The following is a 14,768-nucleotide window of genomic DNA, read 5'->3' on the forward strand; positions in this document are numbered from 1 at the left end:
CCGCGGCGAAACGGGTCGTGTAGCGCTGTCTCTGGCAAGGTTCTGACATCATGTTGATCTCGCTGCATTGCTGGCGGCCATGCCAGGTGTGGACGTGCCAGCACGCGCACCGCCTGCGCTTTGGTGTATGAGTGCGATCAGTTCGCCCTGGCGTGCCGTGCCGGTCTTTTCGTAGATATGGTGCAAATGGGTCTTGACAGTGTTGATGGAGACGCCGCCGCCGGCGGCAATGTGTTCGATGGCAGCGCCTTGCGCCAGGGCTTGCGCGACCAGCGATTCGGCTTGCGTCAGCTCGAACAGCTGCTGCAGCGCAGGCGCGGCGATGGCTGGCGCCTGCGGATTGCGCGCCAGCACCAGGGCGCACGGGCGCTGGCCGACCGGGCTTTGCTGCGGCTGGAAGGGCGCCACCGTCAGGCACAGGCCGGGTGCACCCGGGCGCGGCAAACGCAGGGCGCTGGCCACGGGCGCGACGACCCGCTTGCCGCGGCTGGTGCCGATGGCTTGCCGTACGGCTTGCTCCAGTTGCGGCAGCGCGCACCAGCGGGGGCTGCCGCTAGCCGGGCAATGCAGGCTGCGCTCCAGGCTGGGGCCGAATAAGGCCAGCGCGCTGGCATTCGCGTAGAGCACGCCGAGCTGTGCGTCGAGCAGCAGCACCGCCGTGTCGAGCGCGTCGAGCGCCGCGCGCGTGGTGCGTTCCCGCATGCTGCTCAGCGCCAGGCGGGCGCGGATGCACAGGGCGCGCTGCAGGTGCGGCAGCAGCGCTTGCAATTGCACCTGCAGCAATGTGCTGTCCGCAAACGGCCCCTGCGTGTACTGGCGGTGCACGCCCAGCAGGGCAACTTGCCCGGGCGCCATGGGCAAGATTGCGCCGATGACGTGGTACAGCGCATGCGGGCGGCAAAAGTCGGCATAGAATTCCGTGCGCTCGAAGTCGTGAGGCCGAATGTGATCCGCGCTGCAGTGCACTTGGCCCACGCCCAGCCGGTAAGCCAGCTGCGCCCAGATGTCGTGCTGCCAGTAATACGCTTCATACGCGCTGACGGTCTCCTTGCCGAAGCGCCCCACAGGATTGAGCAGCTGCGCGCCGCTGTCGCTTTGCAGGATCAGGCTGGTGTCACTGGCGCCGCCGAACGCCTCGGCCAAATCGCGGCACAGCTGCGGCCACAGCGCGTCATCGAGCGCCGCGTCATACAGGCGGGCGATCAATGCCTCTTGCTGCACTGTCATCGGCATGCTCATGGCGTGCGCCAGCTTGTGCCACGCCGTCAGCGGCTTGGCGAACCGAGCACGGCGACATGTTCGCCCTGCGTGCTACCGTCCGCCAACTGGCGCGCCGGCACTACCATCACTACCTCGCCACCCACGCTGCCATCGTCGTGATGGTCGATGCGTACTTTCAACTGGCGGTCCAGTGCGACAAAGGAATTGCGGCCCGTGGCGACGATGCGGTGCTCGTCCTGGTTGCCTATGCGCGCATACATGATGGTGCCGGCACGGCGTAGCTGCAGGGTATCGCCATTCGACAGGTCGTAGGCGCCGGCGAATTGCCTGAACTCTTCGTGCATCATGTAACGGGGCTGTGCCGGCAGGTCGATGCGCAGCGCATGGCCCGGCACTTCCACGGTGTTCCCTTGCGGTATGGTTTGCGCTGTGGCCGGCATGGTGGCGGCGGCGGTGACCAGGCCCAACAGCGTGCTCAGAATAATGGTTTTCATGATGTTGTGCCTCTATGGTTGAGTGCCCCTGACGTGTCGCCCGGTCGGACGGCTTGAGGCAGGAGTCATTCTAGGCAAGGGCACTTTGCGGCGCATCATTCATCCGAATGAGATGGGGATCGATATTTGCAGGGTGCTGGTGTGTGGAATGCCTCCATGCTCTTGCACGCTCTTGCGGCTCCACATCAAGATAGGACAGATTCTTGCGTCAGGCAACGTCAGCCATGGCAAGGTGCTCTCAGCAATATTTCTATTGGTATAAGGCAATCTGCAAACGCATGCGGGAAATCGCGGCGTGGAATGTAAAACTTTCCGCGCTCGTATTCCATTGCTTTCTAAGCAAAACAAAACATGTAGCAGAAAAAATCGCAGACATGAATGTGCGCATCCAGTGGTAATCGGTTGGGTCGCCGAGAGTGTGGGCATAGAGCAGATTGCCGAAAATCGCTCCAAGGGCAGTCAAGACATAGATACTAAAAATCTTTTTCGTTTATTCCTTTGAATAAAAAATACGTTAATGGTGACGTCATCGACTGCTTAGGGCTCATCGCTGCCGTTGTCAGGTTCCGCTCCAAAGCGGTAATTTCAGGCCTCCAAGGTTACTCATGAATTGGAATTCGGTAGACGTGCTTGATTGAAGAAGGATATCTTGCGTTTTACTCGGTAACTGCTTGACGGCATCCATTCCTTAATTGGCTAGACCACTACCTTTGGCTGCGTTAGGGGAATAGGTCAACCCGAACCGTTTGACATAGTCAGCCAGTGGCTCCAGGCCGATGCTGCGTCTGCGCTCGTCGACATGGGCTTCGTCCTCGATTGGTTGGAGTCGCAGCGGATTGGTGCTCAATTGGCTGCCGTAGCGCTGCAACTTGCCGTCGGCGATACGCACGCGGTCATCGAGCATCGCGAAATGGCTGCCGAGGGCATCACTGCGTTTAACCGCATCGTGCAGCAGCGGCAGGTACTTGCTCTGACTAGCGTGGTCGGCGTGCTGCAGGACCAGGAAAGCGGTCTGTGAAGCGGCGCCGGCAAAACGCAGACCGGGCCAGCCGTAGGCATCGATAATTTCCGCCAGCCGTTTCATGTTGGCGACGTCGATTGCAGTCTGCTGTTTCCACTCGTCCGGGGTAAGGTCGCCGTTTTCTGGGCGTCCGCGGTACAACTGATCGGGACCAGCCATCGCCTCGATGTCCTGTACTGCTTTCACACGCTCAGCACTAATCGCTTCGGTGCTTAGCACAACTTCTTGTCCAAACAGAACGATTGCTTGCCCGGCCGGCGGCGTGAACCTGCCTTGCACGTTGCCCATGAAGCGCGCTTCCTTCACACCGGTGTCAATACGCTTGGCCATGGCTGATAGCTCGACCTTGGCACCGATCGGAAATATCATCCCGGCAACGGGTTTGCCGTCAGCGTAAAACGAAATCGTGGTCTGTGTCTGCCCACCATCTGCATAGCTTGGCTCAGTTATGCAGGCGAGAGTGGCAAGAAGCAGATATTGCGGCCGCAAGGTCATTTCGATTCTCTCTATAGAAAGCGTGCAGGAAAATTGTGCGACTGCGGCAGATAGTCGACAGGTGATGTATCGCGAATGCGCGAGAATCTGACATAGCGGAGCGTAAAAGAATCTCACTGACGCTACTTGAAGGCCGCTTCTGGCTTAAAGCAGAACACCGCAATGACGGATCGCACAATGCGCCTGCTTTGAGAAAGCAGGCGCTTGCTTTGTCGTCTACCTATGCGGCGGCGTCAGTACGCTGGCGATGGCCTTTGGCAAGGTTTCAGGATAGTCGCGGCTGAAGTGCAGGCCACGGCTTTCGCGGCGCGACAGGGCGCTGTTGACGATCATCGAGGCCACGTCGACCAGGTTGCGCAATTCCAATAGATCATGGGTGATGCGGAAGTTGCGGTAGTACTCGTCGATTTCCTCTTTTAAGAGGGCGATGCGATGCTGGGCACGTTCCAGGCGCTTGGTCGTGCGCACGATGCCCACGTAATTCCACATGAAGCGGCGCAGTTCGTCCCAATTGTGAGAAATTACCACTTCCTCGTCCGCATCCGTGACCCGGCTTTCATCCCAGTCGGGCAGGTACGGCGTGCCCAGCTTTTCCTTGCTTTCGATATCCTGCGCGCAGGCGCGGCCGATGACGATGCATTCGAGCAGGGAATTGCTCGCCAGGCGGTTTGCGCCATGCAAACCCGTGCAGGCCGTCTCGCCCACGGCGTACAGACCCGGCAAGTCGGCGCGACCGGACAGGTCCGTGACGACGCCGCCGCAGGTGTAGTGAGCGGCGGGCACGATGGGAATCGGCTGCTTGGTGATGTCGATGCCCAGTTCCAGGCAGCGCGCGTAAATCGTCGGGAAGTGTTCGATGAGGAACTCGGCCGGTTTGTGGCTGATGTCCAGGTGCACGTAATCGAGGCCGCGTTTCTTGATCTCGAAGTCGATGGCGCGCGCCACCACGTCGCGCGGTGCCAGCTCGGCCCGCTCATCGTGGGCCAGCATGAAGCGCGTGCCCGCTGCTGCGCCCGCTTCGGGCGGCAGTTTCAGCAAGCCACCTTCGCCACGGATGGCTTCGGTGATCAGGAAGGATTTCGCATACGGGTGGTACAGGCAGGTCGGGTGGAACTGGATGAATTCCATGTTTGAGACGCGACAGCCCGCGCGCCAGGCCATGGCGATGCCGTCGCCGCTGGCCGTGTCGGGATTGGTTGTGTATAAATACACCTTGCCCGCACCGCCCGTGGCCAGCACGGTGTGCTCGGCAGCAAAGGTGTGCACCTTGCCCGTTTGCTCATCTTGCACGTACAGGCCGTGGCAATGCGGTTGCGCATTGCGCTGCGTCGGCTTCATGGCCAGCTTGTCGGAGGTGATCAGGTCGATCGCGCAATGGTGTTCGAACAGACTGATGTTCGGGTGGGAGCGCACCTTTTCTTCCAGCGTCACTTGCACGGCGTGGCCGGTGGCGTCAGCGGCGTGGATGATGCGGCGCTGGCTGTGGCCGCCTTCGCGGGTCAGGTGGAAACCCAGTTCAGCCGTGGCGTCGCGTGTAAACGGCACGCCTTGTTCGATCAGCCATTCGATCGCTTCGCGGCCATGCTCGACGATGTAGCGCGTGGCGCTCTCGTCGCACAGGCCACCGCCCGCGATCAGGGTGTCTTCGATATGCTGCTGGTGGCTGTCGCCCGAGTCCAGCACGGCCGCGATCCCGCCTTGCGCCCAGTTGCTGGCGCCATCGAGCAGCGCGCGTTTGGAAATGATCGCGACAGTGCGCGTTTCAGCTAAATGCAGTGCAACCGATAAACCTGCCAGGCCACTGCCGACAATCGCTACATCAAATTTCATGACATCTATCTCTTTTGGGGGAAGCATACTATATGCCATTTCCCCACATTCGGTAATGTGTTGAGATAAATTCTGCCAGCGAAAGATGGCGGGGGCTGTAGCTTGTGGCGCATCAATGTCTTCGCGCAACAGTTGGCCATTATGGTAAGACAGCAGCAAGTGGCCCCGTGCGCGGCCTGCTGCTTTTGCCGCAGGAGCAGCCATGATCCGCATCTTCAGCCATTATGTGTCGAAAACAGCGTTCATTTTGCTGTTGCTGGAAATCCTGATCCTGTTGCTGTCGGCCACCCTGACCTCGCTGCTGTGGCTGGCGGACGGCAGGCGGCCACTGCCGGTGGGCGAGGTCTACCTGTCATCGACGATCTTTGCGCTGGTCATCGTGCTGTGCATGAGCGCGCTGGGCATGTACCAGCACCGCTCGCGCGAAGATATCCGCAACACCTTGCTGCGCATCTTGCCATCGTTTGCGCTGGGTTTTGCCGTGCTCAGCGTCTTGATCCGTTTCGTCCCGTCCTTGCATTTCGGACGCGGCAGCGTGCTGATCTTCGGCCTCGGTGCCATCGGCGTGTTGCTGGCGCGCCTGGTGGTGTTCAAATCCTCGCAATCGGCGCTGATGCAAGGCCGGCTGATACTGGTGGGTGGCGGTGCGCTGGCGCGCGAATGCATGGACTTGGCCACCAGCAAGATCGGTTTCCACCAATTTACAGTGGTCGGCTGCATCGATGTGGCGGGCGAGCAATGCTGCGTGCCGGCCTCGGCCTTGTTGCCGGCTGAACCCTCGCTGCTGGCCATGGCCCAGCGCCATGCCGCGCATGAGATCGTCGTGTCTGTCAGCGACCGGCGCAATGGCGCGTTTCCTGCCAAGCAACTGCTGGAATGCGCGCTGGGCGGCGTCAAGGTGATCGACGCGGCCACGTTTTTCGAGCGCGAAGCGTGCCAGATTCGCATCGATTCATTGCAACCGAGCTATCTGATCTATGGCGGCGGCTTCGACCAGAGTTTTCTTCGCGCCGCCTCGAAGCGGCTGTTCGACCTCGCGGCCAGCAGCGTCATCTGCCTGGCGGCGCTGCCGGTGATGCTGCTGACGGCGATCTGCATTCGCCTGGAAGACGGTGGCCCGGTGTTTTATCAGCAGGAGCGGGTAGGGCGCGACGGCTTGCCCTTCAAGGTGCTGAAATTTCGCAGCATGCGCTGCGATGCCGAGCGTGACGGCAAGCCCATCTGGGCGCTGGCCAACGATGCGCGCGTCACGCGCGTGGGTAATCTGATCCGCAAGCTGCGCATCGATGAGCTGCCGCAGATGCTCAATGTGTTTCGCGGCGAGATGAGTTTTGTCGGGCCACGTCCCGAGCGCGCTTACTTTGTCGAACAATTGAAGCAGCAGGTGCCGTACTACAACATTCGTCACAGTATCAAGCCAGGCATTACGGGACTGGCGCAGGTGCGCTATCAGTATGGCGCCTCCGTCGACGATGCCGTAAAGAAGCTGCAATACGATTTGTATTATGTGAAAAATAATAGCCTGTTTCTCGATTTGCTGATCCTGCTCGACACGGTGCAGGTGGTGCTGTTTGGCAAGGGTAGCCGATGATGCGGGCGCAGTCGGACTGGCTGGCGGCAACTGATGCTGCGGCGCTCAGCCATGGCCTGGCGTCGCTGGCCTTCTTCGTGCTGGCATTGCTATTGATCAGCAACTGGCGCGCGCGACAAAATGCGCGCGCCTTGCTGGCGGCTTGCCTGGCGACGGGCGGCTGGGCCACGGGCACGGTGGTGCTGGTGCTGCTGGGACAGCGCATCGCGCTGGCCGGCGATGCGCTGGAACTGTTGCGTACCCTGGCCTGGCTGGTGTTTTTGCTGCTGCTGATCGAACCGTCGCGGCCCCGCTTGCGCCTGGTGCTGATGGGCATCACCGTGACGGCGCTGGCGCCCTGGTTGTGCTCCATGGCCTCAGCCTGGCTGGCGCTGCCTTTGCCAGCGCGCATTATCGCCAGTGCCTGCCGTTTGCTGCTGGCCGTGCTGGGCATGCTGCTGGTGGAACAGTGGTATCGCAATACGCCGCCCTTGAATCGCTGGGGCATCAAGTTCGCCTGCCTGGGCGTGGGCGGCCTGTTTGCCTACGACTTTTACCTGTACAGCGACGCCTTGCTGTTTCGCGCCATCAACGACGACATCTGGGCCGCGCGCGGCATCGTCGACGCCCTGTGCGCGCCCTTGTTGGCCGTCTCGGCGGCGCGCAATCCGGGCTGGGCGCTGGGCCTGTCCGTCTCGCGCCAGATGATGTATCGCTCGGCCGCCTTGCTGGGCTCGGCGATCTATTTGCTGGCCATGGCGGCCAGCGCCTATTATTTACGCTATTTCGGCGGCACCTGGGGCGCCTTGATGCAGATGGCCTACCTGGGTGGCGCGGCCCTGTTGCTGGCCGGCGTGCTGTTTTCCGGTAGCCTGCGCGCCAAGCTCAAGGTCACGATCAATAAACATTTTTACAAGGCCATCTTCGATTACCGCGAAGAATGGCTGCGTTTTACGCGTGCCTTGTCCGCAGATGGCCCGGCGTTGGGCGAACGCGCGATACAGGCCATGGCGCAGTTGGTGGAAAGCCGCGCCGGCGCGTTGTGGATCTTGCGCGAACAGGGGCAGTTTGTCGCGGCCGCCAACTGGAACTGGCCGCCCAGCACGTGGAGCGAAGCGGCGTCCGGCAGCCTATGCCAGTTCCTGGCAGCAAAATTATGGGTAATCGACGTGTCCGATTGTCAGCAAAATCCCGGTCATTACGGCGGTTTGGTCTTGCCGCCAGCGCTGCTGGCGCTGCCCGACGTGTGGCTGCTGGTGCCCTTGATGCTGCATGGCCAGCTATTCGCCTTTGTCGCGCTGGCGCGGCCGCGCACGCGCATAGGCTTGAACTGGGAAATTCGCGACGTGCTGAAAATTGCCGGCAGCCAGGCCGCCAGCTACCTCGCGCACCGCGAATCGCTTGACACTTTGTCGGTGGCGCGCCAGTTCGATTCGTTCAACCGCCTGTCCACCTTCATCGTGCATGACTTGAAGAATCTGGTGTCCCAGCTGTCCTTATTATTAAGCAATGCCGAAAAGCACCGCGCCAATCCTGCTTTCCAGCAAGATATGCTGGGCACGCTCGACCATTCCGTGCAGAAAATGAGGACCTTGCTGCAAAAACTGGCGCGCGGCGAGGCGCCGGAAGCGCCGGCGCCGCTGCAGCTCGATAGCTTGCTGCGTCAGGCCGTGGCCGCCAAGGCCAGCCTGGCGCCAGCACCACGGTTGGAAATCGTCGATGGCGAGCTGACGGTGCTGGCCAACCGAGCTCGGCTGGAGCGGGTGCTCGGTCATCTGATCCAGAACGCCATCGAGGCCACGGCCAGCGATGGCAAGGTGGCCGTCCGGCTGCGCCGCGAGCAGCACACGGCCGTGGTCGAGCTTGACGATACGGGCCAAGGCATGAGCGAGCAATTCATCCGCGAACGTTTATTTAAACCGTTTGACAGCACCAAGACGGCCGGCATGGGCATCGGCGTATTCGAAAGCCGCGAATACTTGCGCGAAGTGGGCGGCAGCCTGGAAGTGCGCAGCGCCCCCGACATCGGTACGACATTTCGCGTCATCCTGCCGCTGCACGCGGCCTAGCAAAGGAGTGCCATGGGCAAGCAAAAACTGCTGGTCATCGAAGACGATCCGGGCTTGCAAAAGCAGTTGCACTGGAGTTTTGACGGCTATGAAGTCTTGCTGGCGGGCGAGCGCGAGGCGGCGCTGGCGCTGGTGCGGCGCCATCAGCCGGCCGTGGTGACGATGGACTTGGGCTTGCCGCCCGATCCGGACGGCGCCACGGAAGGGCTGGCCACCCTGCAGCACATCCTCGCGCTGGCGCCGGACACGAAAGTCATCATCCTGTCGGGTAACCAGGAGCGCGCGCATGCGTTGAAGGCCATCGCACTGGGCGCCTACGATTTCCACCAGAAACCGTTCGACGCCGACATGCTGGGCCTGGTCATCGCGCGCGCGTTCTACCTGCACGCGATGCAGCAGGAAAACCGCCGCATGCTGCAGACGCAGGCGGACTCGCCGCTGGCCGGCATCGTCAGCCGCGACCCCGGCATGCTGAAACTGTGCCGCAATGTGGAAAAAGTCGCGCCCTCGTCGGCCAGTGTGATGCTGCTGGGCGACTCGGGCAGCGGCAAGGAACTGATTGCGCGCGGCTTGCATGCGCTGTCGAGCCGCCACGCCCAGCGCTTCGTGGCCATCAATTGTGCGGCGATTCCTGACAACCTGCTGGAAAGCGAGTTGTTCGGCTATGAGCGGGGAGCATTTACGGGCGCGGCGCGGCAAACCCTGGGCAAGATCGAGTTGGCCCACGGCGGCACCTTTTTTCTTGACGAGGTGGGCGACATGCCGATGGCCTTGCAGGCGAAATTGCTGCGCTTTTTGCAGGAAAGAGTCATCGAAAGGGTGGGCGGACGCGCCGAGATCGCCGTTGACGTGCGCATCGTCTGCGCCACGCACCAGGATTTGAACATGCTGGCGCAGCAGGGACGCTTCCGCGAAGACCTGTTTTACCGCCTCGGCGAAATTATCTTGCGCATTCCACCCTTGCGCGAGCGTGCCGGCGATGCCGCCTTGCTGGCCCAGCATTTCAAGAATAAGTTTTGTGCCAGCGAAGGCAGGAGCAGCCTGCATTTCAGCGCCGAGGCGCTGCAGTTGATCGAAAGCCATGGCTGGCCCGGCAATGTACGCGAGGTGGAAAACTGCATCAAGCGTGCCGTCATCATGAGCGATGGCCCGCAAATCGCGGCCGCCGACCTGGACTTGCCCGCCAGCGCCCAGGCGGCACCGCAAGAGGAACCGCTGAACCTGCGCCTGGCCCGCGAAGGGGCCGAATACAGGGTGATGGTGCGCGCACTGGCGCGGGCCGATGGCAATATCGCCCGCGCCGCCGAGTTGCTCGGTGTGAGCCGGCCCACGCTGTACGACTTGATGGGCCACCACGGCATCAAGTAGGCAGGTAAATAAGTGAGTGTATAAAAACCAATATTGTGTATGGCGGCGCACATACGCTGGCGCCGTCATGACGCATCCTTGTCTCATCCACAACAAGGAGGCGCCATGAATGCGATCAATTTATTAATGCAGGACCACAAGGCCGTCAAAGCCTTGTTTGCTCAATATGAAGGCTTGAGCGACCGCTCATTTGCCACTAAGAAAAAGCTGGCCGACCAGATTTGCCAGGAATTGACCGTGCACACGCAACTGGAAGAGGACATCTTCTACCCGGCCGTGCGCCGCCCCATCCACGACGGCGACCTGATGGATGAAGCCCTCGTCGAGCACGCAAGCGCCAAGGAACTCATTGCGCAAATCGAAGCGATGGACCCCGCCGACGACCTGTACGACGCCAAGGTCAAGGTGCTGTCCGAGCAGATCGAGCACCACGTCAAGGAAGAGGAAGGCGACATGTTTCCCAAAGTGCGCGATACGGCCGTCGATCTTGACGCGCTGGGCCAGGAAATGGCCGTGCGCAAGGAACAGCTGACGGGCATGGCCGCCGGAACAGCTTAAAAATCAACAATCAACGGAGAATTCCATGCAAGCGACACAATTGTCTATCTCGGACCTGAACAATCCTGGCGTGTCCTGGGGCGCCGTGCTGGCTGGCGCCGCCGCAGCGGCCGCCTTATCTTTCATTTTACTGATCCTCGGCGTGGGCCTGGGCCTGTCGTCCGTGTCGCCGTGGTCGTTCAACGCCACGGCCATCGGCGTGTCGAGCATTGCCTGGCTGGCCTTCATGCAGCTGGCCGCGTCTGGTATCGGCGGCTACATGGCGGGCCGTTTGCGCGTGAAATGGAGTTCCATTCACACCGATGAAGTGCATTTTCGCGATACGGCGCACGGCTTGCTGGCCTGGGCCGTGGCCAGCCTGATCACCGTGGCCGTCCTGGCCGGCGGCACGCGCGCCGTACTCAGCGGCGCCATCGATGCGGGCAGCGGCGTGGCGGCGGCAGTGTCGCCGGCCGCAGCGGCGCGTGCCGGTGCGGCCGGTGCGAAGGCGGGCGAGGGCGGCAGCAGTGCCAATGCGCTCGATTACTACTCGGACATGCTGCTGCGCGCAGCTCCCGTGTCCGCTGTGGCGACTGGCACGCCTACGCTAGAGAACCCTGGTGTCACGCTGGCCGAGCAGCGCGTGGAAATCGGCAAGATCTTTGCCAGCGGCCTGTCTACGGGCAGCCTGGCCGCCGATGACCGCGTCTACCTGGGCCAGGTCGTGGCCAGCCGCACCGGCTTGACGCAGCGGGACGCAGAAGCGCGAGTCGACGCCGTCTACGGCCGCGCCGCCAAGGCCGCCGCCGATGCCAAGGCCGGTGTCCAGCAAGCGGCCGAGACGGCCCGCAAGGCCGGTGCCCACACGGCACTGTGGATGTTCGTCGCCTTGCTGCTGGGCGCTTTCGTCGCCAGCCTGGCAGCAACATTCGGCGGACGCCAGCGCGACCATGAGCGCGTGTTGCGCGCCATGTGAGCATGTATTAAATCCCCCATTTCAATTTAGGAGAGTGCCATGCGTTCCATCCTCTTGCTGCTGCTGGGCATTCCATTGCCCATCGTCATACTCGTCGCCTTGTTCGTGCATTGAGTAGGCATAAGCTAACGTAAGGAAACGGCGCCTGCCGCAAGCTGGCGCCGTTTGTGTTGAAGCGGGCGCATGTGTAAGATGGCGCCATCTTTGCACCGAGACTATCCATGAATGTGACTGCTATCCATCCCTTGCTGAAAACCGCCGCCATTGCCACTTTGGCCTGCACGCTGCTGGCTTCGTGCTCCACCCTGATCGGCCCGCGCGACGTGAATGTGTCGCTGAGCAAGATGCAGCAAGGCTTGGAGCGCCGCTTTCCCATCGACAAGCGCGTGCTGTCGGTGCTGGACGTCAAGCTGACCCACCCGCAACTGTCGCTGCAGCCCGAGCGTGAAAGAGTCGCTCTGGGCGTGGATGCGAGCGTCTTGCCGCCGTTTATACGCCAGAGCTGGCGCGGCAGCCTGGCCATGTCGGGCCGTTTGGTGCTCGACGCCCGGCGCAATGCCGTCTACCTGAGCGAAGCGAGCGTGGACAAGGTCAGCATCGACGGCCTGGATGAAGCGCAGCAGCGCCAGTTCGCCAAGGTGGCCAGCCTGGTGGCCGATCAGCTCATGCATGAAACGCCGATCTACACCTTCAAGCCCGATGAATTGCGCTACGCAGGCGTGCAATTCGTGCCCACACAGATCAGGACGACAGGCAATGGGCTGACCGTGACGTTCGAGCCGGTAAAGTAAGCTAGAAGAAATGTGGCGTGCGGCTGGTGTATCTATTTAGCTCACTATCGAGCCTGCCGCCAGCGACGCGGGCTTGAGCTTTGCCTCGGCGCCCATCGGATTACTGGAATTGTTTAACTGTTATTGTTGCCCACTGGCAGGCCGACTATAATCCGGCCTCCCATGCCTGGACACAGCATGTTCCCCAATATGAAGTTAAAACAATTAAAGGAATCTTCGTGAAACGCTCACTCATCAGCGCCGCCTGCTGCGCCCTGTTCGCCTTATCCTCGCCCTCACTGTACGCCCAGCAAGGTGCTACCGCCGCCGCGCCGGTCTCCGGCATCGACCTGAAAACGCTGGACCCGGCAGTTAGCCCCCGCGATGACTTTTACGGCTACGTCAACGGCGTCTGGACCCGCAATACGCACATCCCGGCCGACAAATCCGTGTGGGGCACGTATATTGAGTTGCGCGAAATCGCCCAGGGCCAATTGCGCGGCCTGATCGATGCCAGCGTCAAGAACCCCGGCAAGCCCGGCAGCGAAGCGCACAAGATCGCCGATCTGTACACGAGTTTCATGAACGACAAGGCGCGCAATGCGGCCGGCTTCAAGCCCTTGCGCGCCGAGCTGGCCCGCGTTGCTAGCGTGAAAGACAAAAAAGACTTGCCGGCGCTGTTCGCTTACTTGCAAGGCAATGGCATCGCGACGCCGTTTTCTGCCTATGTGGCGCCCGATGCGCAAGACCCCGAGCGTTACACGGTCAATATCAGCCAGTCCGGCCTGGGCTTGCCTGACCGCGATTACTACCTGAAGGAAGACGACGCCAAGCTGCAAGCCGTGCGCGCCAAATACCTCAAGCATATCGAGAGCATGCTGGCCATGAGCGGCGACCAGGGCGCGGCCGAACACGCGGCGCAAATCCTCGACCTCGAAACGCGCCTGGCGGGCGTGCAGTGGACGCGCGTGCAAATGCGCGACCCCGTCAAATCGTACAACCGCGTCGATTTCGATAAATTCGCCGCCTTGGCGCCGGCCTTCGACTGGAACGCTTACTTTACCGCCGCCGGCCTGGCGCCCAAAGCGTCCTCGGCCGTGGTGCGTCAACCGAGTTTCATGACCGGCTTTTCCGACACCGTGGCCGCCGTGCCGCTGGCATCGTGGAAGAGCTATCTGAACTGGCGCATCATCGAAAGCTATGCGTCCTATCTGGACAGCGCTAGTGTCAAGGAACGCTTTTCCTTCGACGCCACGGTGCTGCGCGGCGTGCCGCAAAGCGAACCGCAGTGGCAACTGGCGCTGCGCTTTACGGACAACGCCATCAGCGATGCCGTCGGCAAGCGTTATGTGGCAATGTATTTGCCGCCTGAAACCCGGCCCCGCGTGATGGCCATGTTCGACAATTTCGTCGCTTCATTCAAGGATGGCATCGAGCAGCTTGACTGGATGGGTCCGGAAACCAAGAAGGAAGCCCAGCTCAAGCTGGCAGCCTTGAAGCCGAAGATCGCCTATCCGGACACGTGGCGCGACTACAGCAGCATGCAGACGCAGCCGAACGACCTGATCGCCAACGTGCGCGCTTCGCGCGTGTGGAGCCGCCAGCAAAACCTGGAGAAATTGGGCAAGTCGGTGGACCGCGATGAATGGTCGATGACGCCGCAAACGGTGAACGCCAGCTACAGCCCGTCGCTGAACGCCATCACCATCCCGGCCGCGATCCTGCAACCGCCATTTTTTAATGTGAAAGCCGAAGATGCCGTCAATTACGGCTTGCTGGGCATTACCTTCGGCCATGAAATCAGCCATGCCTTCGACGATTCGGGCAGCCAATATGATGCCAAGGGACGTTTGCGCAACTGGTGGACGGCTGAGGACCGCGCGGCCTTCAAAGCGCTGGCCGCCGGTCTCGTCAAGCAATATGGTGCCTACAGTCCCGTACCTGGCTACCACATCAATGGCGAACTGACGCTGGGTGAAAACATCGGCGACAATTCCGGCCTGTCGATCACCTACAAGGCTTACCAGCGTTCGCTCGGTGGCAAGGCATCGCCCGTGCTCGACGGCCTGACCGGGGAACAGCGGCTGTACATCGGCTTTGCGCAGAAATGGCGCGCAAAATTGCGTCCCGAAGCGGCGATTGCGCAGATCAAGAGCGACCCGCATTCGCCGGGCGAATTTCGCGCCAAGGGCACGGTGAAGAACCAGCCCGGCTTCTATGAAGCGTTCGGCATCAAGCCCGGCGACCCGATGTATCTGCCGCCCGAGCAGCGCGTGATCATGTGGTAATCAGCTAGGGTAGTCATTCAACCGCGCCGGGGACTATTGCCTGGCGTGGGGCTGCAAGCCTCAGCCCTGGTCGAGCCTAGCATGTATGCTTGATACAAAAAAACCGCCCGAAGGCGGTTTGCTTGTGTG

The 14,768-nt window shown here is 61.4% G+C and carries 11 protein-coding genes; 7 read left to right on the forward strand and 4 right to left on the reverse strand.

Features of this window, described 5'->3' with window-relative positions; genetic code table 11:
- Positions 1-48 precede the first annotated feature (48 nt).
- From H4V96_RS10390 to nadB, 4 genes are all read right to left on the reverse strand, one after another.
- Positions 49-1,239 (reverse strand): LuxR C-terminal-related transcriptional regulator, encoded by a 1,191-nt coding sequence (locus H4V96_RS10390; RefSeq protein ID WP_196855798.1) that lies wholly within the window; start codon positions 1,237-1,239, stop codon positions 49-51.
- Positions 1,240-1,265: 26 nt separating this feature from the next.
- Complete coding sequence (locus H4V96_RS10395) at positions 1,266-1,715, reverse strand: hypothetical protein (RefSeq protein WP_196855797.1); 450 nt, start codon at positions 1,713-1,715, stop codon at positions 1,266-1,268.
- Between the two features lie 688 nt (positions 1,716-2,403).
- A complete protein-coding gene (locus H4V96_RS10400) occupies positions 2,404-3,231 on the reverse strand; it encodes a DUF6624 domain-containing protein (RefSeq protein ID WP_196855796.1) in 828 nt (275 codons plus the stop codon).
- Between the two features lie 216 nt (positions 3,232-3,447).
- Positions 3,448-5,061 carry an L-aspartate oxidase gene (nadB, locus tag H4V96_RS10405; protein WP_070347262.1) on the reverse strand — a complete coding sequence of 538 codons (1,614 nt, stop codon included), beginning with the start codon at positions 5,059-5,061 and terminating at the stop codon, positions 3,448-3,450.
- Positions 5,062-5,263: 202 nt separating this feature from the next.
- On the opposite strand from nadB, the gene H4V96_RS10410 reads away from it, so the two are divergent.
- The 7 genes from H4V96_RS10410 (at position 5,264) to H4V96_RS10440 (ending at position 14,639) form a co-directional block, all read left to right on the forward strand.
- Positions 5,264-6,652 carry a TIGR03013 family XrtA/PEP-CTERM system glycosyltransferase gene (locus H4V96_RS10410; RefSeq protein WP_196855795.1) on the forward strand — a complete coding sequence of 463 codons (1,389 nt, stop codon included), beginning with the start codon at positions 5,264-5,266 and terminating at the stop codon, positions 6,650-6,652.
- Complete coding sequence (gene prsK / locus H4V96_RS10415) at positions 6,649-8,700, forward strand: XrtA/PEP-CTERM system histidine kinase PrsK (RefSeq protein WP_196855794.1); 2,052 nt, start codon at positions 6,649-6,651, stop codon at positions 8,698-8,700. Before H4V96_RS10410 ends, prsK begins: the two co-directional genes overlap by 4 nt.
- A gap of 12 nt (positions 8,701-8,712) precedes the next feature.
- A complete protein-coding gene (gene prsR, locus H4V96_RS10420) occupies positions 8,713-10,068 on the forward strand; it encodes a PEP-CTERM-box response regulator transcription factor (protein ID WP_196855793.1) in 1,356 nt (451 codons plus the stop codon).
- A 105-nt stretch (positions 10,069-10,173) separates the two neighbouring features.
- Positions 10,174-10,626: a hemerythrin domain-containing protein gene (locus H4V96_RS10425; protein ID WP_196855792.1), complete on the forward strand. Its 453-nt coding sequence runs from the start codon at positions 10,174-10,176 to the stop codon at positions 10,624-10,626.
- 25 nt (positions 10,627-10,651) lie between these two features.
- Positions 10,652-11,581, forward strand: a complete 930-nt coding sequence (locus tag H4V96_RS10430; protein ID WP_196855791.1) for a hypothetical protein — start codon at positions 10,652-10,654, stop codon at positions 11,579-11,581.
- Positions 11,582-11,802: 221 nt separating this feature from the next.
- Positions 11,803-12,372: a DUF1439 domain-containing protein gene (locus H4V96_RS10435; protein WP_196855790.1), complete on the forward strand. Its 570-nt coding sequence runs from the start codon at positions 11,803-11,805 to the stop codon at positions 12,370-12,372.
- A gap of 218 nt (positions 12,373-12,590) precedes the next feature.
- Entirely contained in the window at positions 12,591-14,639 is a 2,049-nt protein-coding gene (locus H4V96_RS10440) for a M13 family metallopeptidase (protein ID WP_196855789.1), read from the forward strand.
- The last annotated feature ends 129 nt before the right edge of the window (positions 14,640-14,768 follow it).

The sequence above is a fragment of the Janthinobacterium sp. CG_23.4 genome, from assembly GCF_029892305.1.
GTDB classification, from domain to species: domain Bacteria; phylum Pseudomonadota; class Gammaproteobacteria; order Burkholderiales; family Burkholderiaceae_D; genus Janthinobacterium; species Janthinobacterium lividum_D.